25 protein-coding genes and 3 pseudogenes are annotated in these 26,267 nt (G+C 37.7%); 4 read left to right on the forward strand and 24 right to left on the reverse strand.

The features are described from left to right. From rapZ to MHH59_RS25800, 21 genes and pseudogenes are all read right to left on the reverse strand, one after another. A complete protein-coding gene (gene rapZ, locus MHH59_RS25700) occupies positions 1-882 on the reverse strand; it encodes an RNase adapter RapZ (protein ID WP_002016084.1) in 882 nt (293 codons plus the stop codon). A gap of 20 nt (positions 883-902) precedes the next feature. Next, positions 903-1,361 (reverse strand): NUDIX hydrolase, encoded by a 459-nt coding sequence (locus MHH59_RS25705; protein ID WP_001190080.1) that lies wholly within the window; start codon positions 1,359-1,361, stop codon positions 903-905. Between the two features lie 215 nt (positions 1,362-1,576). After that, positions 1,577-2,383 carry a DUF368 domain-containing protein gene (locus tag MHH59_RS25710; RefSeq protein WP_002016085.1) on the reverse strand — a complete coding sequence of 269 codons (807 nt, stop codon included), beginning with the start codon at positions 2,381-2,383 and terminating at the stop codon, positions 1,577-1,579. Positions 2,384-2,544: 161 nt separating this feature from the next. Beyond that, a complete protein-coding gene (gene trxB / locus MHH59_RS25715) occupies positions 2,545-3,501 on the reverse strand; it encodes a thioredoxin-disulfide reductase (RefSeq protein WP_002089563.1) in 957 nt (318 codons plus the stop codon). A gap of 84 nt (positions 3,502-3,585) precedes the next feature. Beyond that, positions 3,586-5,097, reverse strand: a complete 1,512-nt coding sequence (locus tag MHH59_RS25720) for a tetratricopeptide repeat protein (protein WP_002129890.1) — start codon at positions 5,095-5,097, stop codon at positions 3,586-3,588. A gap of 145 nt (positions 5,098-5,242) precedes the next feature. After that, a complete protein-coding gene (locus tag MHH59_RS25725; RefSeq protein ID WP_002129892.1) occupies positions 5,243-5,749 on the reverse strand; it encodes an acyltransferase in 507 nt (168 codons plus the stop codon). Between the two features lie 54 nt (positions 5,750-5,803). Then, on the reverse strand, positions 5,804-6,451 hold the full coding sequence (ppaX, locus tag MHH59_RS25730; protein WP_002089567.1) for a pyrophosphatase PpaX: 648 nt from the start codon (positions 6,449-6,451) through the stop codon (positions 5,804-5,806). A 66-nt stretch (positions 6,452-6,517) separates the two neighbouring features. Continuing rightward, entirely contained in the window at positions 6,518-7,330 is an 813-nt protein-coding gene (gene lgt / locus MHH59_RS25735; protein ID WP_002034719.1) for a prolipoprotein diacylglyceryl transferase, read from the reverse strand. A gap of 24 nt (positions 7,331-7,354) precedes the next feature. Continuing rightward, positions 7,355-8,284, reverse strand: coding sequence for an HPr(Ser) kinase/phosphatase (gene hprK / locus MHH59_RS25740; RefSeq protein ID WP_002198873.1), 930 nt, complete (start codon positions 8,282-8,284; stop codon positions 7,355-7,357). Positions 8,285-8,440: 156 nt separating this feature from the next. Next, positions 8,441-8,821 (reverse strand): phage holin family protein, encoded by a 381-nt coding sequence (locus MHH59_RS25745; protein WP_002089574.1) that lies wholly within the window; start codon positions 8,819-8,821, stop codon positions 8,441-8,443. Between the two features lie 186 nt (positions 8,822-9,007). Next, on the reverse strand, positions 9,008-11,878 hold the full coding sequence (gene uvrA, locus MHH59_RS25750) for an excinuclease ABC subunit UvrA (protein ID WP_147739986.1): 2,871 nt from the start codon (positions 11,876-11,878) through the stop codon (positions 9,008-9,010). A 5-nt stretch (positions 11,879-11,883) separates the two neighbouring features. Then, positions 11,884-13,860, reverse strand: a complete 1,977-nt coding sequence (gene uvrB / locus MHH59_RS25755; RefSeq protein ID WP_002016097.1) for an excinuclease ABC subunit B — start codon at positions 13,858-13,860, stop codon at positions 11,884-11,886. A gap of 151 nt (positions 13,861-14,011) precedes the next feature. Continuing rightward, positions 14,012-14,444: pseudogene (locus MHH59_RS25760) on the reverse strand (DUF4362 domain-containing protein). A gap of 47 nt (positions 14,445-14,491) precedes the next feature. After that, complete coding sequence (locus tag MHH59_RS25765; RefSeq protein ID WP_078213833.1) at positions 14,492-15,112, reverse strand: hypothetical protein; 621 nt, start codon at positions 15,110-15,112, stop codon at positions 14,492-14,494. Further along, entirely contained in the window at positions 15,109-15,870 is a 762-nt protein-coding gene (locus MHH59_RS25770) for a MerR family transcriptional regulator (protein ID WP_002129901.1), read from the reverse strand. The genes MHH59_RS25765 and MHH59_RS25770 overlap by 4 nt, the downstream gene beginning before the upstream one ends. A gap of 100 nt (positions 15,871-15,970) precedes the next feature. Next, positions 15,971-16,198, reverse strand: coding sequence for a hypothetical protein (locus MHH59_RS25775; protein ID WP_002034710.1), 228 nt, complete (start codon positions 16,196-16,198; stop codon positions 15,971-15,973). A 16-nt stretch (positions 16,199-16,214) separates the two neighbouring features. Next, positions 16,215-16,608: pseudogene (locus MHH59_RS25780) on the reverse strand (ATPase). Further along, on the reverse strand, positions 16,605-16,826 hold the full coding sequence (locus MHH59_RS25785) for a hypothetical protein (RefSeq protein ID WP_002089582.1): 222 nt from the start codon (positions 16,824-16,826) through the stop codon (positions 16,605-16,607). Before MHH59_RS25785 ends, MHH59_RS25780 begins: the two are co-directional and overlap by 4 nt. A 17-nt stretch (positions 16,827-16,843) precedes the next feature. After that, positions 16,844-17,234: pseudogene (locus MHH59_RS25790) on the reverse strand (hypothetical protein). Between the two features lie 11 nt (positions 17,235-17,245). Next, entirely contained in the window at positions 17,246-17,443 is a 198-nt protein-coding gene (locus MHH59_RS25795; RefSeq protein ID WP_002016109.1) for a helix-turn-helix transcriptional regulator, read from the reverse strand. A 124-nt stretch (positions 17,444-17,567) separates the two neighbouring features. After that, on the reverse strand, positions 17,568-18,590 hold the full coding sequence (locus MHH59_RS25800; RefSeq protein ID WP_002167391.1) for a YeiH family protein: 1,023 nt from the start codon (positions 18,588-18,590) through the stop codon (positions 17,568-17,570). A 152-nt stretch (positions 18,591-18,742) separates the two neighbouring features. Here MHH59_RS25800 and MHH59_RS25805 point away from each other — a divergent pair, with 152 nt between their 5' ends. The 4 genes from MHH59_RS25805 to abc-f all read left to right on the forward strand — a co-directional run bounded on the left by MHH59_RS25805 (position 18,743) and on the right by abc-f (position 22,505). After that, entirely contained in the window at positions 18,743-19,636 is an 894-nt protein-coding gene (locus MHH59_RS25805) for a LysR family transcriptional regulator (RefSeq protein WP_002129909.1), read from the forward strand. 51 nt (positions 19,637-19,687) lie between these two features. Continuing rightward, positions 19,688-20,056, forward strand: a complete 369-nt coding sequence (locus MHH59_RS25810) for a MerR family transcriptional regulator (protein ID WP_002016114.1) — start codon at positions 19,688-19,690, stop codon at positions 20,054-20,056. Positions 20,057-20,060: 4 nt separating this feature from the next. Continuing rightward, positions 20,061-20,606 carry a flavodoxin family protein gene (locus tag MHH59_RS25815; protein WP_002016115.1) on the forward strand — a complete coding sequence of 182 codons (546 nt, stop codon included), beginning with the start codon at positions 20,061-20,063 and terminating at the stop codon, positions 20,604-20,606. A 264-nt stretch (positions 20,607-20,870) separates the two neighbouring features. Next, a complete protein-coding gene (gene abc-f, locus MHH59_RS25820; RefSeq protein WP_340852702.1) occupies positions 20,871-22,505 on the forward strand; it encodes a ribosomal protection-like ABC-F family protein in 1,635 nt (544 codons plus the stop codon). Between the two features lie 281 nt (positions 22,506-22,786). Here abc-f and MHH59_RS25825 read toward each other — a convergent pair whose 3' ends face one another. From MHH59_RS25825 to MHH59_RS25835, 3 genes are all read right to left on the reverse strand, one after another. Beyond that, entirely contained in the window at positions 22,787-23,098 is a 312-nt protein-coding gene (locus MHH59_RS25825) for a YbjQ family protein (RefSeq protein WP_002112849.1), read from the reverse strand. A gap of 65 nt (positions 23,099-23,163) precedes the next feature. Then, complete coding sequence (locus MHH59_RS25830; protein ID WP_340852706.1) at positions 23,164-24,879, reverse strand: ABC transporter ATP-binding protein; 1,716 nt, start codon at positions 24,877-24,879, stop codon at positions 23,164-23,166. Positions 24,880-25,005: 126 nt separating this feature from the next. Then, the gene (locus MHH59_RS25835) at positions 25,006-26,190 is read right to left on the reverse strand and encodes a PDZ domain-containing protein (protein WP_016121049.1); all 1,185 of its coding nucleotides are present in this window, start codon (positions 26,188-26,190) and stop codon (positions 25,006-25,008) included. Positions 26,191-26,267: the final 77 nt, after the last annotated feature.

Raw genomic sequence — 26,267 nt, forward strand, 5'->3', positions numbered from 1 at the left:
TTAATGGCCCTTTCTCTTCTCCACATCACGATGAGATACATGAACGCTATACTCTGGTTTCAAATGTTTCCCAAGGTACTCTGTAAGCGTAACAGAACGATGTTGCCCACCTGTACATCCAATCGCAATTACAAGTTGACTCTTACCTTCTCTTTTATAATGAGGCAGCATGAAAGTGATAAGATCCGTCAATTTCTCTAAAAACTTATGTGTTTCATTAAATTTCAACACATACGACGAAACTTCTTCATCCAGTCCTGTTAATGGCTTCATATGTGGAATATAATATGGATTTGGTAAAAAACGAACATCAAATACTAAATCAGCATCAATTGGAATTCCGTACTTAAATCCAAATGACATAACATTTACACGAAATGCTTGCTCAGTTTCTGTTGAGAATAAGTGAACAATTTTTTCTCGTAATTCTTTCGGTTTCAAATCAGATGTATCAAGCACAATATTCGCTCTTGCCTTCATATCAGTTAATAAACCACGCTCAGCTTCAATTCCCTTTAACGGCAAGCCAGTTGGCGCAAGTGGATGCGAACGTCTCGTTTCTTTATAACGAGTTACAAGTGTGCTATCTTTCGCATCTAAAAATAAAATATGAGGAATAATCCATGTACGTTCTGATAAATCATCAAGCGCTCCCCATAAATATTCAAAAAACTCTCGGCCACGTAAATCAATACCGAGTGCCACTTTATTCATTTTACCTTTTGAATCTGCCATAAGTTCAATAAACTTCGGCAATAACATCGGTGGTAAATTATCTACACAAAAATATCCTAAATCTTCGAAACTTTGTAACGCTACCGTCTTTCCAGCTCCAGACATCCCTGTAATAATTACCATTTTTATATCATTATTCTCTGTCATCGTATCCTCTCCTTGCAGGTTTAACTCGGATCTAATCGATATGAAAGCAACTCAAAATCTGGGGTATATACAAATGTACCGTAGATTATACCATTCCCTTTAATTAAATAATCAATAATGTGATAATCTCCTGGTGCCATTGCTAAATCATCAATTTTATCAAATGTATGCCAACCAATGATGCCTTCTTCGCTCTCTAATTTGTTTTCTCCTGCAAAATCTGTTGCTAAAAAGGAGAACATCATCCATTCAGAAACAACTTTATCACCTTCTTGGATGACAAAAGTGAAGACCCCTTTTAATGCTGGATTCTTTAAATAAATACCTGTTTCTTCACGATACTCGCGAACAACGGAATCTCTTACTGTCTCACCACGCTCCATTTTCCCGCCCGGTGCAACCCACCAATTCCGGCGAGGTTTTTGGAGTAAGAGTACTTCATTATCTCTAATTAACACACAGTTTGTCACTCTTTGCATGTTTCTTCACCTCAGCTACTTGCAGCAAAATTTCTCACTGCATACTCATTTCATTATACTATCAAAAACAGTTTGCTACAACGAAGGTGCCAGTCCCCTTTCGCTAAGCAATTGTAAAAATTCTTTCTATAACAAGCAATCAAAATACCTTACTTCCCATGAATAGCACATAAAAATCCCCTTAACGATTTTTATCGTTAAGGGGATTAAAACACTTATTTCTTACCGAAATAAGTAACAACCGCAAATCCTAAAATAAAAGTAATAATTGAACTTACAATTGAAATGCCACCAGTCGGAATGCCAGGGAACACAATGACAATCGACCCGATAACGAGCCCAATAATTGCCGCAAATGTCATACTTTTATAACGATCTAACAAATAACTAATTCCTTTACTACTTACAACAAATCCGGCCATCACGCCGGCACCGATAACCACGATTAACGGTAAATTGAGTGTAGTTAAAGCGTTAATTGCTGTTGGATACACACCAATAATTAATAAAATAAACGATCCACTAATTCCAGGAAGAAGCATAGCCATACTAGCCATCCATCCTGCGAAAAATAAACCAATTGCATTTAAAATTGTTAACGTCGTAATCGGATCAGCTGCCTTATCTGGTTTAAAGAATGCTGTTATTGCAACAAGAATTGCTGCAATTATTAATAAGGCAATATGACTACCTTTAAATGTTGCCTTTGCATCAGCTTCTCTCATTAACATCGGTAATATACTAATAATTAAACCGAGAAAGAAAAATTGAGTCGGTTCATAATGATTTGCTAATAAATATTTAATAACGTGACTTAACGTTAGAAAAGCCGCCGCTACACCAGCTGCAAGTGGGATTAAAAACGCTAAATGTTTTTTCCATTCACGACTAAAGAATCCGCTAATTGCTGCGAGCAATTGTTCATAAATCCCTAACACAACAGCGATTGTTCCGCCGCTCACACCAGGAATTAAATCACTAACGCCCATACAAAATCCACGATATATATTACGCCATTCCATACTGAATAAATTCCTCATTTCTTATAGTGATTTTTTCCGTAAAGTCCAGTATATCAATAAGAAATCTTATAATCCTAATTGTTTTTGACAAAACTTTGACATTTTCACAAAAAAAAGAAAGCCACCTATCGGTAGCTTTCTTCTCAAAAGGAAAAATAACCTTATTTTTCTGTTACAGTCTTTAGTTCCTCTACTAACTCTTCTATATAATGCTGTGCACTCTGCGCTGCAATACTACCATCGCCTGTTGCCGTTACAATTTGACGAAGCATTTTTTCACGAACATCACCAGCTGCGAAAATACCAGGAACTTTCGTTTCCATACGCTCGTTCGTTTCAACATAACCATTTTCATTTGTAATACCTAGCTCAACAAACGGTTTTGATAATGGTAACATACCGATGTATATGAAAACGCCGTCAGTTTTAACTTCTTGTTCTTCTCCGCTGTTTACATCTACAAGTGTTACGCTTCCTACTTTACCATTTGCATCGTTAATTTCTTTTATAGTGTGATTCCAAATGAAATCTACTTTCTCATTTTGGAAAGCACGATCTTGTAAAATTTTCTGTGCACGAAGAGTGTCACGACGGTGAACGATCGTTACTTTTGATGCGAAGCGTGTTAAGAACACACCCTCTTCAACAGCAGAATCTCCGCCGCCAATAACAACAAGTTCTTTCCCTTTAAAGAATGCACCATCACATACTGCACAATATGATACACCGCGGCCGCCAAGTTCTGTTTCACCTGGCACACCAATTTTTTTATACTCTGCACCGCTTGCAACGATAATTGCACGTGCTTTATATTCTTTTTTACCAGCAATAATTGTTTTGTACTCTTTACCATCGATGATTGCTTTTACATCACCGTATGCATATTCAGCACCAAATTTCTTCGCATGCTCAAACATTTTATTTGATAAGTCTGGTCCTAAAATAGACTCATAACCTGGATAGTTCTCTACATCTTCTGTATTTGCCATTTGTCCACCTGGAATACCACGCTCAAGCATCAGTGTGCTTAAATTCGCACGAGATGTATATACCGCAGCTGTCATACCAGCTGGTCCTGCACCAATAATAATGACATCATAAATTTTTTCTTCTGACACACTATTCACTCCCATTCATTCATACACATTAAGTTACCCTCATTATACTGTTAGCATCATTTTTTTCCCAATGATTTGCCTACCCTACGTGTGCGTGCGCTTAACAGCCTGCACATACTTTCGTACAGTCGCTACAGATACATTATATACATCACCAAGCTCTGCCTGTGTCATCTTATTTCTTTGTTCGCCGCGCACAATGTATTCAATTGCCGCTGACCAACCGTACACATTTGTAAAAGTCGCTCCAGATGTATATAAACGTATGAACGTGCAAAACCAAAAATTTAAACACTCTTCGATTAATTCATCATCTTTTTTCGTATAATTGTATAATGCATCCGCGATTCGTACGCACTGTTCAAATTGCTGTAAATCAGCTGGGATGCTTTTATGACTATTAAGTAAAAAGAAATATTTTGCAAGTTGCGATACGATTGGAACACCATTTTTCGCTTGCGTTACATCAAAGAAGAATCCAACCTTCTCTGGTGTTGACAATTCATTCATTAAATATAAAGCTAGCATTTTCTCTTCTAGCGTCGTACTTTGCTGAAATGATTTTCGTAACTCTTCAAATAAAAGATTTTGTCCTTCATCTGCTAAATTCAGTGCATTCCACGGTTCTTTTCCTTTTTTATCAGGATGCAATTCTACAACATGTTGCCACATTTTTTCAGCTACTTGCTGTTCCTTCACCATATACGCAGAGTATGCAAACCAGTAATAAAAACTGACGTCTCCTTCGTACCCTTGACGCTTTAATACTTTGAACCATTTATATGCAGGTTCAAAATGACCAATTGTTGCAAGCGTTGTTCCAAGTTTCAAACGATGCTCAAATGAAATTGGATATACCGATACTAACTGCCCCGCTAATGACTCTACTTGCTTATGCTCTCCAATTGAATATAGAAAAATAAGCGTATTACAAAGCGCATGCATATTACCAGGATTTTTCTCTAAAATCATTTCTGTTAACTTAAGCGCTTGATCTACATTACCTGATTGAAAATGTGCAATCGCTAAATTATTATGTCCTGACCAAAATTCTGGATATTCTTTCGTAACAACTTCTAGTGTAGCAATCGCCTCTTCTAATTGTCCGTTACGAATGTAGCGGTTCGCTTCTTCTTGCATAACAATTAGCTCATCTTCATCCTCAATCTCTTCCGCACCCATTGCATCTTCTTCCATAATCTCAAGCAATTCTAATGTATCTTCTACAAATTCCTTCTCTTCCGCAACTTCTAAATATCGCTCTGCATACTTCTTCGCCTGTTGAAACAAGCCCATATATGCATAATTATTTGAAATAAAATAATAGCATTGCTCAAGTTCAGGATTGGATCTAACAAGCTTTAGAAATATCTGATTCGACTCTTGATATTCACCAGATTCAGATAATGCTATTGCTAGTTGGCATAAAATAAACGGCTCCTTCTCGCTTTGTGCTGCTCTTCGAAAATATTTAATTGCATCTTGCAATTTTTGCCCTTTATAAGCCCTCATCCCTTTTTTATAAAAGAAGTCCGCTAACTGATTAAAAGAGATAACTTGTCCGTTCTCCTTATATATTCTTTGATTTTTCCCCATATATCCTCCAGTTTTTTGTTTTCTTCGTTCACACATTCTTCTATCTATAAGTATAAACGATTCCGTAAAAAACAAAACAGTATATTATAATCAATTATTTCCTTTTTATTCATAAAAAGAGAAGGGAAATGTTACATTTTTAACATCAACCTTCTCTAGTGGCCATTTCCTCTTTCGTATAAATAATACGCATCGGATTTCCGCCTACGAAAGCGCCGCCTGGTACATCTTTATGGACAAGTGTGCCTGCAGAAACGATAGCTCCATCTCCAATTGTCACACCTGGTAAAATTGTCGTATTCGCTCCAATCATAACTTCATTCCCTATGACGATTTCTCCAAGTCGATACTCACGAATTAAATATTCATGCGCTAAAAGCGTTGTATTATAGCCGATAATTGAATTTTCTCCCACAGTAATCTTTTCTGGAAACATAATATCTGGCATTACCATAAGTGCAAACGACGTTTTCTTTCCTACTTCCATCCGTAAAAACGTGCGATATAACCAATTCTTTACGGATAAAAATGGCGTGTAACGTGCGATTTGGATGATAATAAAATTTTTCATTACCTTCCAAAAAGAAACTGTTTTATACACATTCCACAATGAATTTTCTCCTGAAACAGGATAGCGCGTTGTCCGTCGCACTGAACTCTCTCCTCTACTTATATAAAAGTGACACTTTAACCGGCAGGAATCTTACTACCCGTTAATGCGGGACAAAATCGGTAGTAAATCACTCATTTTATCTAGCACATAATCTGGTTTATACGCTTCTAAATACGCTCTACCTTTCAATGTCCATGAAACCGCTACTGTTTTCGTACCTGCATTTTGTCCACCGACGATATCATGATGATTATCACCAACCATCAATGTTTCTTCTGGCTTTGCATCTAATAATTTCAATGCTTTTTGAAGTGGTTCTGGATGTGGTTTCACATGTTCCACATCATCAATCGTCACGACAACATCAAAAAACTGATCAAGTTTCGAAAGCTTTAATCCCATTTCAACCGTCTGTCTCGCTTTCGTTGTAACGATGCCGATCTTATAACCTTGCTTCTTCAATTCTTGAACCGTTTCATATACAGTTTCATACTCTTCCACTAATTCATCATGATGCTCATGATTAAATTGACGATAACATGTAATCATCTCTTCAACCTTACTTGCATCAATTTTACTAAAAGTATCATGCAAAGATGGACCGATAAATGGCAATACATCTTCACGCTTATACTGATTAGAATAATAGTGATTTAACGTATGTAAAAAAGAAGAGATAATAAGTTCATTTGTATTAATTAACGTTCCATCTAAATCAAATAACACTGTATTTATTTTCATCGTCCTTAATCCTTTCATTACCTGAATATGAAAGAAGCAGCATCTTCTATAAGATGCTACTTTTCTCTAATTTTCTAAATATCTTTTATCAGCTTGCCCCATTTTTCGTCTCACAATAATGAAAATGATAGAAATAACAACAATTCCAATAGACATTACTTGTGCAATACGAAGTGGTCCTAACATTAAACTATCTGTACGCAAACCTTCTACGAAGAAGCGTCCCACTGAATACCAAATTAAATATGTGAAGAATAATTCACCACGGCGTAAATTCACTTTTCGTAACGCGAGTAGTAAAATAACACCTGCAAAGTTCCATAATGATTCATATAAAAACGTTGGGTGATAATACACACCATCAATGTACATTTGATTAATAATGAAATCTGGTAAATGAAGACCTTCTAAAAACTGTCTCGTTACTTCATCACCATGCGCCTCTTGGTTCATAAAGTTTCCCCATCGGCCAATTGCTTGTCCTAGTAAAATACTCGGCGCAGCAATATCCGCTAACTTCCAGAATGAAAGCCCGCGTCGTTTCGCAAAAAGGATTCCTGTAATAACAGCCCCGATTAAACCACCATGAATCGCCAAACCACCTTGACGAATATTAATAATTTGACTCGGATTTTGCGAATAATATTCCCATTCAAAAATGACATAATACATTCTCGCAAAAAGAATGGCAATTGGTACTGCGATTAATACAAGGTCGATAAATGTATCTTTGTGAATACCAAGCCTTTCTCCCTCGCGAGTTGCTAGCCAAAGACCTAATAGCACACCTGTACCGATAATAACCCCATACCAATAAACAGGGAACGGCCCAAGTTGGACTGCTATACGGTCAAGCTGTGGTACAGAACCTAACAGCATATATATGACCTCCCTCTCCAGAGTCTACTCTTGACTTCCTAACTCAATCGCACTCATTAATCGTTCAGAGAACTGTTGTGCCGCATTGACTCCCATACGTTTTAATCTGAAGTTCATCGCTGCTACTTCAATAATAACAGCCAAGTTTCGACCAGGACGAACTGGAAGTGTAATCTTCGTAAGTTCTGTATCAATAATCTTCATCTTCTCTTCATCAAGACCTAAGCGATCATAATTTTTCTTTTGATCCCAAATTTCAAGATTAATAACAAGTGTAATACGTTTATAATTTCGTACTGCCCCTGCACCGAATAACGTCATTACGTTAATGATACCTAGACCACGAATTTCTAATAAGTGCTCAATTAAATCAGGTGAGCTCCCTACTAATGTATCTTCATCTTCTTGACGAATTTCTACGCTATCATCCGCAACAAGGCGGTGACCACGCTTTACAAGTTCAAGCGCTGTCTCACTTTTCCCGACACCACTTTGACCTGTAATTAAAACACCAACACCATAAATATCTACTAGCACACCATGAACAGCTGTTGTTGGCGCTAACTTACCTTCTAAATAGTTTGTTAAACGACTTGATAATCTCGTCGTCGTTTGAGCAGAACGTAATAAAGGCACGCCTGATTCACGTGATGCTTGTAATAACTCATCCGGTACATCTTGATTACGAGTTACAATAATACAAGGCGTCTCCTCAGTACAAAGCGCTTTCATTCTCTCTTGCTTTTGCTCTGTCGTTAACGTATCAAAGAACGTAAGCTCCGTTTTCCCAAGAAGCTGCACGCGATCAGCTGGATAATATGTAAAAAATCCTGCCATTTCAATTCCAGGTCGCGATAAATCACTCGTATCAATCGGACGATGAATCCCTTCTTCACCACTTACTAACTCCAATTGAAATTGTTCAATTAAATCTTTTGTCCTTACTTTCGGCATATGTATAAACCTCCACTCCGCTGCGGGTTCAGTCTCATTTGATGTAAAATTCCATTCTATCGGATATTGTACCATTTTTTTCTGGAAACAAGAAACTCGGTTTCTAATAAATAGAAAAAAACATTTCATATGAGTCATGAAATGTTTTTCTTTTTGTCATTTCCTCTTTTTTTCATGTAATGGTTCAACAATTACTTTTTCAATTATCATATTAAAAATAGAAATACAAATTGCCGCAACAATCGCTACACCAAATCCAGATATATTAAAGGCGTCCCCTAATAACGAATCCGTCATCTTTAACGTAATCGCATTAATAACAATTAAGAAGAAACCGAAAGTTACAAGAGTAATCGGTAGCGTAATTAAAATTAAAAGCGGCTTTACAAATACGTTTAAAATCGCCAATATAATACTCGCAATAATTGCAGTTTGTATATTTGCTATGTAAAATGCGTCTGGTGCAACCCCTTTTAAAAGTCCGGATACAGCGATTAACACAACGCTATTTACAAGAAGTGATACAATCCATCTCATTTCCTTACACATCCTTTTAATATATATATTTCATCATACGCTAATAGATAATAAACGCAAGTAACATGCAAACACTTATACCAATTTATTCTATTCTTTATACTTGTATACCTACTAACATTCTTACCAGTTTCCCTTAGTGAAATAAAAACCGAGTGCAATTCCCACTCGGTTTTTATTAACAACTTATTGTGATAACTCTACTTCTTTTATTTTCTCTTTCATTCTTGCTTTATCACGATCTAAAATCTCTTTTAAATACTTACCTGTATAAGAGCGCTCTTCTTTCACCACTTGCTCTGGCGTTCCCGAAGCAACAATTTGTCCGCCTTTGTCTCCGCCTTCTGGTCCAAGGTCAATAATATAATCAGCTGTTTTAATAACATCTAAATTATGCTCAATTACAAGTACCGTCTCACCACTCTCAACAAGACGTTGCAACACTTCTAGAAGGCGTGCAATATCATGTGCATGTAAGCCAGTCGTTGGCTCATCTAAAATGTATAACGTACGCCCTGTAGAACGACGATGTAATTCAGAAGCTAATTTCACACGCTGCGCCTCACCACCTGATAACGTCGTAGCTGGTTGTCCTAATTTCATATAACCAAGCCCTACATCTACAAGCGTTTGAAGTTTACGCTTAATTTTCGGGATATTAGCAAAGAACTCTACCCCATCTTCAATTGTCATCCCTAACACTTCAGAAATATTCTTATCTTTATATTTCACTTCTAACGTTTCACGGTTGTAACGTTTACCGTGACAAACTTCACATGGAACATACACGTCTGGTAAGAAATGCATTTCGATTTTAATAATTCCATCACCGCGGCACGCTTCACAACGGCCGCCTTTTACGTTAAAGCTGAAACGTCCTTTTTGATAACCACGTACTTTCGCTTCATTCGTGTGCGCAAATACATCACGAATATCATCAAATACGCCAGTGTATGTCGCCGGATTTGAACGTGGTGTACGCCCGATTGGTGATTGATCAATATCAATAACTTTATCTAACTGCTCAAGACCTTTAATTTCTTTATGAGCCCCTGGCTTTGCTTTCGCTTTATATAGCTTTTGAGCTAATGATTTGTATAGTACTTCATTAATTATCGTACTTTTTCCAGAGCCAGATACGCCTGTTACTGCTACAAATGTTCCTAGGGGGAATGACATTTTCGCATTCTTTAAGTTATTTTCTTTCGCACCGACAATCTCCACTTTACGTCCGTCACCTTTACGTCTTTCAAGTGGTACCGGAATAAACTCTTTACCGCTTAAATATTTCCCAGTTAATGAATTCTCGTCTTGCATAACTTCAGCTGGTGTACCTGCTGATACAACTTGACCACCATGAATACCTGCACCAGGTCCGATATCAAGTAAATAATCAGCAGCCATCATTGTATCTTCATCATGCTCAACAACAATTAACGTATTTCCTAAATCACGCATTTCCTGCAATGTACGAATAAGACGATCATTATCACGCTGATGCAAACCGATAGAAGGCTCATCAAGAATGTAAAGTACGCCAGTAAGGCGAGAACCAATTTGTGTCGCTAAACGAATACGCTGCGCCTCACCACCTGATAAAGTTCCTGCGGCACGACTTAACGTTAAATAATCTAAACCGACGTTCACTAAGAACCCGACACGTTCCTGAATTTCTCTTAAAATTAAATGAGCAATTTTTTGTTGTTTCTCCGTTAACTCAACAGTTGAGAAGAACTCCTGTACTTCTTGAACAGAATATTTCGTTACATCGGCAATCGTTTTATCACCAACGAAAACAGCTAAACTCTCAGGCTTTAAGCGTCCACCTTTACACTTCGGACAAGCTTGCTCTGCCATATATTTCTCCATTTGCTCACGAATATAATCAGAACTCGTCTCACGATAACGACGCTCAATATTCGGAATAACACCTTCAAATAAAATCTCATTTTCCTTTACTTGACCAAATTCATTCACATAGCGGAAATAAAGCTTCTCTTCCCTGCTTCCGTACAACACTTTATCAAATAAATCCTTCGGTATATCTTTCACCGGCATATCCATATCGATGCCGTAATGATTACACACGGATTTTAATAATTGCGGGTAATATTGTGAACTTGTCGGTTCCCAAGGAGCAATCGCATGTTCATTTAATGATACATCCCAGTTCGGAATAACAAGTTCTAAATCTACCTCTAACTTCGATCCAAGTCCATCACAAGAAGGACACGCGCCGAACGGACTATTAAACGAGAACATACGCGGCTCTAATTCTCCGATTGAAAAACCACAATGTGGACAAGCATGATGTTCACTAAATAGAAGTTCTTCCTCTCCCATTACATCGATTAAAACTCGGCCCCCGCCAAGCTTTAAAGCACTTTCTAGTGAATCTGCAAGTCGGCTTGCAATTCCTTCTTTCACAACAATACGGTCAATAACAACTTCAATTGAATGCTTCTTATTTTTTTCTAAAGTAATCTCTTCCGATACATCCAGCATCTCTCCATCAACGCGCACACGAACATAACCTTGCTTCTTAATATCTTCTAATACTTTCGCATGCGCACCTTTACGCCCTGACACGATAGGCGCTAGCACTTGCAACTTCGTACGTTCAGGATATTCAAGAACACGGTCTACCATCTGTTCCACTGTTTGTGATGTAATTTCAATTCCATGATTCGGACAAATCGGCGTACCAATTCGTGCAAATAATAAACGTAAATAATCATAAATCTCCGTTACCGTTCCAACCGTTGAACGAGGATTACGACTCGTCGTTTTTTGATCAATTGAAATCGCTGGAGATAAACCTTCAATCATATCAACATCCGGCTTATCCATTTGCCCTAAAAACTGGCGCGCATACGCAGATAAAGATTCCACGTATCTACGCTGCCCTTCTGCATAAATCGTATCGAATGCTAACGATGATTTCCCCGAACCAGACAATCCCGTCACAACAACAAGCTGATTTCTCGGAATGGTTACGTCAATATTTTTTAAATTATGCGCTCTAGCACCTTTTACAACAATAAAATCTTTACTCACTCTTTTCACCCTTCCGCTTTTAATTCTAATAGTAAATCTCTTAATTCAGCTGCACGCTCGAAATCTAATGCCTTTGCTGCTTCTTTCATCTCTGCTTCCATCTTCGCAATTGTATTTTCACGTTCTTTTTTCGTCATCTTCTTAGCTGGTGTTGCTTCATATATTTCCGTATCCTCAGCTGCTGTTGTCGCACGAATAACGTCACGTACTCCTTTTTGAATCGTTTTCGGCGTAATACCATGCTTTTCATTGTAAGCTTCTTGTATACTACGACGACGCTGTGTTTCTTCAATTGCAATTCCCATCGATCTCGTTATGCGATCTGCGTACATAATAACGCGGCCGTTTGCATTACGCGCCGCACGACCAATTGTTTGAATTAATGAACGCTCTGAACGTAGGAACCCTTCCTTATCAGCATCTAAAATAGCTACAAGTGATACTTCTGGAATATCTAATCCTTCTCGTAATAAGTTAATACCGACAAGTACATCAAACTTACCAAGGCGAAGATCACGGATAATTTCAATACGCTCTAATGTTTTAATTTCAGAGTGAAGATAATTCACTTTAATTCCTACATCTTTTAAATAGTCCGTTAAATCCTCTGACATTTTCTTCGTTAAAGTCGTAATTAATACACGTTCATTTTTCGCAATCCGGTCATGGATTTCTCCTAATAAATCATCTATTTGTCCTTCAATTGGTCGTATATCAATTGGTGGATCTAAAAGCCCTGTTGGACGAATAATTTGTTCTATTGCTTTCGGTGACTGCTCTAACTCGTACGGTCCTGGCGTTGCCGAAACGTAAATAACTTGATTCGTTTTCTCTTCAAACTCATCAAACGTGAGCGGTCTATTATCTAAAGCTGATGGCAGACGGAATCCATGATCAACAAGCACTTGCTTACGTGCTTGGTCCCCGTTATACATCGCTCTTACTTGCGGAACCGATACGTGCGACTCATCCATAACGATTAAGAAATCCTCTGGAAAATAATCTAAAAGCGTATACGGCGTTGAGCCTGCTGGACGAAGTGTTAAATGACGGGAATAGTTTTCAATCCCTGAACAAAAGCCCATCTCGCGCATCATTTCTAAATCATAACGCGTTCGCTGTTCTATGCGCTGCGCCTCTAACAACTTACCGTTATCATTTAATTCTTTTAAACGCTCTTCTAATTCTTTTTCAATATTTTCAATAGCGACCTTCAGCTTTTCTTCACGTGTAACGAAGTGAGATGCCGGGAAGATTGCTACATGATCACGTTCTGCTAATACTTCACCCGTTAATGCATTTACTTCTCGAATACGATCTATTTCATCCCCAAAAAATTCAATTCGAATACAATGCTCATCAAGTGATGCGGGGAAGATTTCAACTACATCTCCGCGCACACGGAATGTACCACGCTTAAAATCAATATCATTACGTCCATACTGTACATCAACAAGTTCACGAAGCAATTGATTGCGGTCCTTTTCCATACCAACTCGAAGCGAAACAACTAACTCGCGGTATTCTTCCGGAGAACCTAAACCGTATATGCACGAAACACTCGCAACGATAATAACATCATCTCTTTCAAATAAAGAAGACGTTGCCGAGTGGCGTAATTTATCAATTTCATCGTTAATTTGCGCATCTTTTTCAATAAACGTATCCGTATGTGGTACGTACGCTTCCGGCTGATAATAATCGTAATAACTAACAAAATACTCCACAGAATTGTTAGGAAAGAAATCTTTCAGCTCACTATATAACTGTCCTGCTAACGTTTTATTATGAGCCATTACAAGTGTTGGTTTCTGCACTTCTTTAATGACATTTGAAATCGTAAATGTCTTACCCGTTCCTGTCGCTCCAAGCAACACTTGCTTTTTCTTTCCACTATTAATTCCCTCTACAAGCTTCTCTATCGCTCCCGGCTGATCACCTTGCGGGGAGTACTCTGAGATAATTTCAAATGGATGTTCCAACTAAAAACCGACCTCCTCATAAAAATCTGTATTATTATTTTACCACGAATGCCCATAAAAAACCTAAAAAAACGAACAGATATTCGGTAAAGTTTTCGACAAGTTATATATAGAAAAAGGAAGGAATAAATACTTCCTTCCTCTACTAACTCTATTTTTCAAGTACATATAATAAGTCATATCCATTGCGCCCATTTTCATTCGTACAATCTATTAACCTATATGCCGTTTCTGATCCACGTTGCTCTTTAACAATCCTTTTACAACTATCTTTATGTAACCCTTTATGGTCACCAGCAAATTGATCTTGTCTATTATCTAACACATAAAGTATATCTTTCTTACTATGCTCTAACGTTTGAAAAACAGGATCACCTTCATGTGTATACTGTACAATTCTTATTTTATCAACTTTCCCTTGTTCCACATTCCAAATGAACTTCTCGAATTTATCTAGATTAGAAATTTCTACCCCCCTTTGCAACGACATCATTCTTCTTATCAATTGCACTGTTAGGTTGTGAACATGCTACTAAACTAAAGAGAAATAAGCATATAAAACCTGTTCTTTTCCCTATTGTTATCCTCTCCTATACAAACTATTGGTATACTAGAAAAAAGCTACTTTCCTCTATGAAAGTAGCTTCTTGTTTCCTTTCTCCTTCTTCGGAAAAATAATATATGAAAATGAAATCGCAGTATCCACTAAAAGAATAATAGCCCATACTTGGCTTACACGGCTTGCTGTTTTATTTAAAACAATTCCTGACTCTAACCAATTCCCCCACTGTTCTATTGGAATAAGCCCATACATGAAGAAAAAGAATATATGAACCGCAATAAACAAAATAAGATGTAAAATCCAATTTTTTATTTCCTGCTTCGCATGCGCCATCCCTGTTACTTCAAGTGGTTCTTCGATAATAGGCGCCGGTTCATTCCGCCACTTCGCAACTAATTTTTGTGCATATATGTCTAATTTTTTCAAATCCTTTTTCCCATAAAAAACTGCATATAATAAAATGATTACCGTAATGATTTGAAAATTAGAGAACTTCCCTGTTTGATAATAGTCCAATACCCCTAAAGTTAAAATAAACACTTCATTTATGAGTAGCACAATCCCCATAATAAAGCTCGCCTTTTTCAAGCGAAATCCATACCTTAGTAAAAAGAATCCAATAGCTGATAACCAAAATACAATCTCTGCCCCAATTAAAAAATACCAACGATATTCTGCGAGTATACTCATTTATCCCTCTCCCTTTCATCATATATACGAAAAGCCTCATCCATATATACTAGAAGCTCTTCCTCAATTGGATACATACTCATTTTCTGTGAATCTTCTTTTGACTTTCTTACTTCCCACAGTTTATCTAAAAATGCTTCATCACCATTTGCCATCTCTAAACACTTCTGCATTAATTTCTTTGTTGCGCCTTGTACTTCATCACATGATGCTTCCTTACCGTCTTTCATAAAGTTACGTAGTTGCTTTAATAAATTTACCCATTCTAAAACATTCGGATCTTCTTCACTCATGTTCGGCAAATTATGAAGCAACTTTTGTTCTCCCTTAGAAAAAACTTCATTTTGAAACATCTCACGTATTCGCGGAGACTGTTTCGAAAGCTGAATGAGTTCAAACATAACTTTCCAATCCAGTTCTCCCTCCACATCTACTGAATAAACAACTGCCTGTAAAATACGTTCCATTCGATTAAATTTTTTCTGTTCTTCCTGTACAAATCTAAGTTGCTTTTCAAGCGATACTTTTAAATTGAGCTCATCCGTTATTAACATATTCGTAATCTCTTTTAATGAAAAACCCATTTCTTTTAAAAATAAAATTTGCTGCAAACGAACAACATCTCTCTCGCTATATAACCGATGTCCTCCATCAGTTTTCCCACTCGGCTTTAATAAATCAATTTGATCATAATAACGTAACGTCCTTACTGTAACCCCTGTTTCCCTCGTTAGTTCTTGAATTGAAATCAACTCCATCACCTCTTCTCCTTCATTATAAAAGATGACGTAACGTAACTTTCAAGTAGTTTGTAAAAAAAATACAAAAAGCTGTTTATACCTTTTGTATAAACAGCTTTTATGGAAATAACCCCTTTTGTATAGCACGACCACAAAATAAAATAATTGCCCCTACAACAACACTTGTTGCTGTTTTATGATAATGCGCTAAAATTAATAAATAGTATGATAAACCTACAGCACCAATCATAATACATACACTTGGCACTGGATTACGAGAGAAGTTTTGTATTCCCCAAAACAAAGCAAAAATAGCCGTAGCGACACATAATACCGGTAATCCCATCCCAGTTCCCCTTTTTCTATCTATTCCTTGTTGCTAACACACTCGTCGATGCCATACTTATTAATAAACCAAAAATAGCAATATATAATAACTCATTTACATGTACTACTTGCCTATCTAAATACTTATTTACACAAAGATACATAATGAACAAAAAAAACGCAGCTTGTAATACAAATCGTAAAATATGACTTCATATTGTTCACAACTCGCTCATCAATTGACGGTACTCTCTCTTCTTTCAAACGCTTCTGTTCTCTATATTCCGAAATGCCATATAAAATGACTAGTGCTACATTCGATATGAAGATCGTTCCCCACGAAATACTTAAAATCATTAAACTCACATTTAAAACAAGACCCGCTAAAAACAAACTTCCTATGAACCGTATAATATCTTGCTTACTCATACATGATCAGCCTCTTTTTGATTTCTATATTTCCATTTCGGCCAATAGTTCACAAAGAAATAAACAAACTGTCCTAATACAAATAAAACAAACGGCATGCCCGCATTTCCATAAACAATTAAATTATACAAACTCCATACCGCTAAACTCATTGTTAAAAACAACCCTAAATATTTAAACGCTTTATCCGACTGAAATCTCTCAAACTCATCTTGCATTTTCATTCCTCCTATCGTTATGCTCGTTTTCCCGCCATTACTCCTATGATGAGACTACCAGCAAATAAGAAACTACATACAATGAATATTTCTGGAGTCGGTATAGTAATTCGCCCTATCGCTTTGCTTGCAACAATATAAACAATAAGCAAAAGAAATGCGAATATAAATGAGGCATTTACATACTTTTTTATATTTTCATTTACCCGCTCATCTATATCTGGAAGTCCTTCTTTTTTGTACTTCCGCTTTTTGTAATTCGTATACAATATCAGAAATACAATTGCTAAAATGTTACTAACTATAAGCGATAACATCGGTATGGATGGGTCCATAATCCGAACTAAAACGTCCCCCTCCACATAATCCTAAGACCGTAGCGATATACAATTTTTTAGTATCGTTCATTTTCTCTCCCCTTACTCCAGCGTAAATATTTCCTCTACCTTCATTCCAAAATATTTGGCGATTTTTAGGGATAACTCTAGACTTGGGTTATAGTGGTGGTTCTCAATCGCCACGATTGTCTGGCGGGTCACTTGCATCGCCTTTGCCATTTCAATTTGCGTTATATGATGTTGTTTTCGCAATTCTTTAATTTTATTTTTCACACCCATAGGCTCCACCTTCGAAAGTAAAGATATCTTTACTTTAATTATAAATATTTTCCAAATCCAAGTAAAGATATCTTTACAAAAAAAGGTAAAAAAAAGAGACATCTATAAGATGCCTCTTTTTTTGCTACATAAATCCTAACGCATACACAAGAACGTACCCAAGAACAGATAAACAAACCGAGCCAATCAACCCTGCCACAAATGCTCTGCTTCCTAATTTGCGGAACGTTTTAAACTCTACATTTAAACCGAGCCCTGCCATTGCCATTGCAATAAGCATGTACGCAATTACTACAATATATCCGGCAACAACTTCTGGGATAATCCCAATCGAATGCACCGCACTCATTGCTAAAAATCCGAAGATGAACCAAGGAATCGGAAGGTCGCGCCACGATCTTTTTTCCTTGCTGTCCTCGCTCTTACCAAACCATAATCCAATTAAAATCGCTACTGGCACAAGCATCGCTACGCGCGTTAACTTCACAATAACCGCGATGTCTACAGCCGTGCTACCGCCTGGCGCCGCAGCCGCGATAACGTGAGCGATTTCGTGCAGCGTCGCCCCTGAGAACACCCCGTAACCGTAGGGTGAGAAGCCAAGCACTGGGTATAATAGCGTATAAATAAGTGTAAATATTGTACCTAAAATTGCAATAATCGCTGCCCCGACTGCTGTTTCTTCATCTTTCGCTTTCACTTGCGGTGCAATTGCCACGACCGCTGCAGCTCCGCAAATTGCCGTCCCACATGCTGTTAAAATTCCAAGTTTCTGTTCTACTTTAAATACTTTCGTTAGTCCATATACAACGAAAATTGTAAATGTAATAACAACCGCTGCGATGACCAATACTTTCGGCCCCGCCTTCGCAATATCTACAAGATTTAACCTCATTCCGAGTAAGATGATCCCAAAGCGTAGCAACTTCTTACTCGCAAAGTTCGTTCCCGCTATCGCTTCTTGAGGAATCCCGATTGCGGCGCGCCAAACCATCCCGATTAGAATAGCGATTACTAATTGTCCCATAATATTTAAAAATGGAAGCTCTGCTAAATATTTCGCGGCAATGGCGATTAATAACGTAATCCCAATACCTTGCGAAAATCCAAAGCCCTTCTTCTTTTGTATAACAAGTGTTTGTTCCACTTTGTACCACCCCAATAATCGTATTGGAACATGCATGTTCTTTCTAGTTACATTATAAGAGAGTTTTAATAATAAGTTTAATATCAATATTGAATACCTATCATCAGAAATACTTATGATAAAATAAAAGCAAAAATAAAGGGGCCTAACAAATGAACGTCGACATTTTAAAGATCTTTGTTACTGTCGTTGAACAAAAACATTTTTCGCGTGCTGCGGAACTATTAAACCTTTCACAACCTGGCGTTAGTATGCACATTCGCAACCTGGAAAATGAACTTGGGACTACACTTATTCAGCGCTCCCCAAAGCACGTCCAAGTTACGGAAGCTGGAAACATATTATACATACACGCAAAGCAGATGCTCTCACTTTATGAAGATGCAAAACAGGAAATTAATGCGCTGCATAACGTCGTAACAGGGACACTTCGCATCGGCGCTAGCTTTACAATTGGCGAATACTTACTTCCAAAAATACTTGCGCGCTTTGCCAATGAAAATGCACACGTCGAAGTTCATACATTTATCTCCAATACGGAAGAAGTTTTGCAAAGCCTCCGCTCTAATCAAATTGATATCGGCTTAGTGGAAGGCCAAGTCGTATACGCTGACGTAGATGTTGAAACTTTTATGCAAGATGAAATGAAACTCGTCGTCCCGCCAAACCACCCATTGCTCCATATCAAGGGGATTAACGAAAATACATTGCAAGATCAAGTCTGGGTATTAAGGGAGAGCGGCTCTGGCACACGTGCCTATAGCGATCGCTTTATACACCAACATCATTTAAAAATGAAGCGCTTCTTTACATTTAGCAGTATTCAAAGCGTGAAGGAAGCCGTTGCAGCCGGTCTTGGCATCGCCATCCTTTCAGATTGGACTGTTCGAAAAGAACTATTAGCAAAAGAACTATTCCACATCCCTGTTCCGAACGAAGAGCTAATCCGTCCATTCTCCATCGTGCGCGGCAAATATTTTATCCCGTCTAAAGCTATTCAAGTCTTTTTAAAACACGTAGATTCTTTTGCGAAAAAACAGAGTTGACCTTCACATTAGTGTGAAGGTTTACAATACATGTAAAAGGAGTGAAACACATTGCGAATTGGAGAGTTATCAAAAGAAACTGGGGTTAGCGAAAGGGCACTAAGACATTATGAAGAAAAGGGATTACTCCCTTCGAAACGCCTAGCAAATGGCTACCGTGATTTTGATGAAAGTGCAATCGAAAAAGTAGAGCTGATTCAAATGTACTTGCAAATCGGCTTAAATTTAGAAGAAACAGAACGAATGCTACGTTGCCTTGAAATCGAGCCACATCTTTACGAAAATCCGTGTAGTAGTATCCTTGCACTTTACGAAGACAAACTTGATGAGGTAACGAAGCAAATCACATTACTTTCCAACATTCAAACGAATTTACAAAAACACGTTTCACTCCTAAAACAAGCAAAAGAAAAGGGATGATTACATGTTTGTTATACATGGCAGTTCAAGACAAAACGGAAATACGGAAGCTTTAACACATATGGTGATTGATGGGATTGAAACAGAACAAATTTACTTGCGTGATCATATCGTCCACCCAATCATAGATCAGCGCCATGATGTAGAAGGATTTCAACCTGTAAATGATGACTACGAGCAGTTAACCAAACGCATGCTAGAGCACGACACGATTATCTTCGCTACACCGCTATACTGGTACGGAATGAGCGGCCACATGAAGAACTTCGTTGATCGCTGGTCACAAAGCTTGCGTAATAAATCTCTTCATTTCAAAGAAAAAATGAAAGGCAAAAAAATGTACGTTGTCATCGTTGGCGGAGACAGTCCAAAACTGAAAGCATTGCCGCTTATCGCCCAGTTTCAATATATCTTTGATTTTGTTGGTTCATCATTTGAAGGGTATATTATTGGGGATGCGAATGGACTAGATGAAATCAAGAACGATGCTGAGGCACTGGCAAAAGCACAATTGTATAATAATAAATTCAAAAATAGCACACAGAAATAAGTTTGACAAATCCATTTGTATGCGCATACAATAAAAGTAATATTATGAAAGGAAGGTACTTTGACCAATGAAGTTCTAATTCTCTTATTTATTTCATCCATCACAAATAGTGAACAAAAATGATGAAAACTAGCAGAGGATTAGTCTGTCCATTTGTCGATACTTTCTTTCGATACGATCATGTAAAAAATCGTTTATTTATGTACGATTTTTACATTGAAGGGCGACATTTATCCTCTCTAGTGAAACTAGGGAGGTTTTTTTATGACTATTTTAATCGCACGTAATATCGAAAAGAGCTTTGGTGATCGCACCATATTTACGTTACCATCACTAGAAATTCAAGCAAACGATCGTATAGGAATTGTCGGAGTCAACGGAGCTGGAAAATCTACGTTATTACAAATATTAAGTAAAGAAATAGAAGCTGACAAAGGCACAGTAACTCATCATAGTTCTATCGCCATCATTCCACAGCTTAGCGAGGGGATACCAGAAACCGCTTCTTCCCTCGCTAAGGGCAAATGGAATATTTCAAACGTCGCAAATTCAATGAGCGGCGGTGAACGAATGCGCCTAAAGATCGCCCATGCCCTCGAACAAAATGCAGGCATTCTATTTGCTGATGAGCCAACAAGTCACTTAGATATGTTCGGTACAGAGCAATTAGAAAAGGCACTTTTATCTTATAAAGGTGCACTTGTTTTAATATCGCATGATCGTGATCTTTTAGATGCCATATGTACAAAAATCATCGAAGTTGAAGACGGTACTATTCAAGAATATAAAGGTAATTATTCAAACTATCGAAAGCAAAAAGAACGTGAGCGAATACAAAAGCAGGCAGAATATGATCAATATATACAAGAAAAAAATCGGTTAGAACAGTCAATTTCACAAAGAAAGCAACGTGCTTCTAGCATGACAAAAATCCCAACACGGTTCAGTTCATCTGAATCTAAACTTTATAAGTGCAGCGGGGCTCATGGGCAAGAAAATGTTAGCAAAGTAGCGCAAGCACTAGAAACACGCCTTGAAAAGTTGGAACAGAAAGAAAAACCGAAGGACTATTCTCAAGCTCAGTTTGACGTACAATACCACACACCAATTCATAGTAAAGCAGTTGTTCAGTTTAATAAAACAACGAAGAAAATAGGGGATCGCACATTATTTAAAAATATGAATGGAACAATTGTCCCTGGGGCAAAGCTTGCTATTTTAGGGGCAAACGGAAGCGGAAAAACAACTTTGTTCAAAATGCTTCTCGCGAACGAGCGTGGCATTCAGCTTTCGAAAAGTTGTAAAATTGGATACTTTGAACAAACATTATCTATTTTAAAAACAGATAAAACAATTTTAGAAAACGTTCTAGAAGAAACAAACTATACAGAATCGTTCGTTCGAACAATACTTGCACGGCTCCTATTCCGCCGTGAAGATGTTCATAAACCTGTGCACATCTTAAGTGGTGGAGAACGCATGAAGGTTGCACTCGCAAAAGTATTTTTAGGAAACTATAATATGCTTCTGCTCGACGAACCGACAAACTATTTAGACTTGGCAACGCAAGAAGAATTAGAAAGCATGTTACAGGAGTATCCTGGTACAATACTTTTCATTAGCCATGACCGTGCCTTTATTCGTTCTGTTGCAAACCATATTCTACAAGTAGATGAGAGCGAACCAAGAATATTCCACGGCAATTACGAGCAATACACAAAAAGAACCACCCAAGCTTCTGTAAACGTTACTGAACAAGAATTATTACGATTACAAACAAAATTAACAGAAATCATCAGCCGGATTTCTATCCCAAATCAGCATGATGACATCACATTTCTCGAACAAGAATACGAAAAATTATTAGTTCGAATTCGGCAGTGTAAAGAAGCGCTCTAATGTCTTCCCCATATATCGACGGGACCTTCCACATTTCCCAAGAAATATCGAGGCTTCGACATAGAATATCACCCTACCTATCATGTTAGACACAATAACAACAAAAAGCCGTGCACCAGCACGGCTTTTCACTTTATCCCGCATTAACGGGCAGTAAGACTCCCACCTCAAAATTCGGCTTGAGCAAAGAAATTAGGTGGGAGATCAACTGCCCGTAAACGCCCGATTGGTTCAACTAATAATCAGTGGGGGATGAACCCCCCACTGATTAAAGTTTCACTTTATATACGGACAGCAGTCCCACTCACCGCAACCATTAGCATTCCTTCGCGAACTACTTCGTAGTCCACGTCGATACCAACAATGGCGTTCGCATTTTTTTGTCTTGCGAGAGTTTTCATCTCTTCCATTGCAATGTCGCGCGCTTCTTTTAATTTACTTTCGTAAGCGCCTGCGCGACCACCGACAACGTCGCGGACAGAAGCGAAAAGGTCACGCACGATATTCGCCCCCATAATTGCTTCGCCATTGACGATATCGATATAATCAATAATCTCTTTTCCTTGAATTGTAGAAGTTGTTGTTACAATCATGATTGATAGCCTCCCGTATAAGATTTCCACTTACTTATGGTGCACTAATTCAGCAGAAATTATATTTACGAACTAAACTGCGCCTCATACAATCGGCTGTAACCCTCGCCTCGTTTAATTAGTTCCTCATGTGAACCTTGTTCTGCAATACCGTCTTTATTTACAACGACGATGCGATCTGCATTTTTAATAGTTGCAAGCCTGTGAGCGATAACTAATGTTGTACGGCCAACAGATAGTTCTGCAAGTGATTTTTGGATAGCAAGTTCTGTCTCTGTATCTAGCGCAGAAGTTGCTTCATCTAAAATTAAAATTGGCGGGTTCTTCAAGAACATACGGGCAATTGCTAAGCGCTGCTTTTGTCCTCCTGAAAGTTTCACACCACGCTCACCAATAACTGTATCTAAACCGTCTGGTTGCGAGTAAATTAAGTCCTCTAGCTGAGCACGTTTTACCGCCTGCCAAATTTCAGATTCTGAAGCTTTTAAGTTTCCGTAAGCGATATTTTCACGAATTGTTCCTGAGAATAAGAAAACATCTTGCTGTACAATTCCGATTTGCTTACGAAGTGAAGATAACGTCATCTCTTTGGTGTCAATGCCATCAATTTGAATTGATCCAGATGCTTGTTCATAAAAACGAGGTAATAAACTACATAGTGTTGTTTTCCCTGCCCCTGATGGTCCAACGAAAGCAACTGTTTCACCTGCATGTATTTTCAAACTAATATCGTTTAAAATCGGCTCTTTATTTTCATATCCGAACGTGATGTTATTGTATTGAATATCGCCGTGTACATGTTTAACTTCTATTGCATCTTTAGAATCTACAATATCCGGATCTGTTTCCAGAAGTTCTACATATCTTTTAAAACCAGCGATTCCTTTCGGATAACTTTCAATAACCGCATTAATTTTTTCAATTGGGCGGAAGAAAATATTCGTTAATAAAACGAATCCAATAAATCCACCGTACGTTAATTCACCTTGCAGAACAAACCATGTACCACATATTAATACAAAGAGTGTTACAAGACGCATCAGCATATAACTAATCGATGAATTTAACGCCATAATTTTATACGCCATTAATTTTGTTGTACGGAAACGAGCATTATTTACAGCAAATTGCTCTTTCTCAAACTTTTCATTTCCGAATGCTTGTACAACGCGGATACCACCTACATTGTTCTCGATACATGCATTGAAATCAGCAACGTCTGAGAATAAACGTCTAAACGTACCTGTCATTTTTTTATTGAAGTAAAGTGCCAACCATAATAAGAACGGGATTACGAAGAATGTTAGAAGTGCTAACTTCCAGTTAATCATCATCATAAATGAAAATGCTCCAACTAAAGTCATAATGGCAATGAATAAATCTTCTGGTCCATGGTGAGCAATTTCCCCAATTTCCATTAAATCGTTTGTAAGACGTGAAATTAAATGACCTGTTTTATTATTATCAAAAAATCTGAATGATAGCTTTTGAATGTGATCAAACAATTTCTGCCTCATATCTGTTTCAATGTTAACCCCAAGCATATGTCCCCAATATGTAACGACATATTGCAAACCTGCATTTAACACATAAACTACGAACAAACCGAAACAAGCCCATAAAATAAGCGTCCAGTTTTGTCCTGGTAATAACTTATCAATAAATTGATTTACGATAAGCGGGAAACCAAGTTCGAGTAAACCTGCGATAACTGCACAGGAAAAATCGAGTACGAATAAACCTTTGTACGGTTTATAGTAAGAAAAAAATTTACGTAGCATATCTTTCCTCCCTTTTCCAAATTAAAAGACTCTCTAAATGATAACCATTATCAAATAATTATTCAAGTTATCCGTCTATGAAACTAAAAAAACCTTCATCTATATTTGATGAAGGTTTTTTTAGTTTCATATAGCTTCCGAATCCCACTCGTGCTCTTGCTGAACAAATACAACACCTAATTCATGATGTCCCCCGGCGTATAATGCCGTTTGAGCAAGACGAAGCTCACCATTTGTATCTACTACTTCTAATTTACAAAACGCTCCTGTCGTCTTCGTTTGAAGCGCGTCATAAAACTCTTCGGTACTTCTTGGAATGATTCCATTTACTTTCGTAATAACTTCTCCAGGCTTTAAATTCATCTCTGCCCCAATTGTATTAGGAATTGTATCTAACACAACAAGTCCATCATTACGTGCGGCAAAGTATGCTGGTCTTTTCTCGTCTGCAATTTTCTCTTGCATCGAGATTGTAAAGCGCCCAAGCATTGCGACTCCCATCGCGATAATTGCGAATACGTGCCACCAGTAACTTGCGATACCTAAAACGAGTACGAGCCCCGCTAAACCATAGACACGTCTTCCTGTAAATAATAAAGCTTCCGTCGGCTCATAACTTCTAACCTTTCTCATAAATCCAATTAAAAATGGAACGAGGAATAAAGAGTATGTAGTCGAACCTATTGAAACGACAGGCCACCAAGAAATAAATCCTGTCACCGCGTCTCCTGGTATAAGAATAAATACTGGTACAAGCCATAAACGATTGGATTCATGTAGTCCAATTCGTAGCCCACGCTTACCTTTGTTAATTTTCGGCGTAGAATAACGAACTGCATTTTTAGAGATTAATAAACCCTCTACAACGAGCATAACGCCTAGTAAAATAGCAAGGGATACAATCGTACCCTCTTCACCTTCTCCAAGCTGTAAGAAGGAAACTGGCATCTTAGACGATAACAACACGAGTGCAATCGCGATTCCGAAAGTATAAGCTACAGATAAATATCGATACATAGCAGTTAATCCGAATAATAACGTCCAAAGTAAAATTGCCCATAAACTCGCTTTTGAAACAACAAGCCCAAGCCCAATCGTAATAATAGATACGATTAATCCGTACCCAATACCTGCAAATAGAGTTGTTCGTAGTTCAAACCAAATATCATATACTTTAAAAGAAAAATCTTTTCGTTCTCGTAATATACGTAAGTATCCAACGAAGATACTACTAATTAAAAATACATAGACAGCAGGGTGTAAGAAAAAACGTCCAACTGCTCGTAGTATTTCAAAAAGCCATGCCTCCACGAATTCATTCACCACCATTTATATCATTCTTTCTTTTTATCTTATCATATTTAACACATAAAAAAATACAGGCATCA

The sequence above is a fragment of the Bacillus sp. FSL E2-0195 genome (assembly GCF_038003645.1).
Taxonomy (GTDB): domain Bacteria; phylum Bacillota; class Bacilli; order Bacillales; family Bacillaceae_G; genus Bacillus_A; species Bacillus_A mycoides.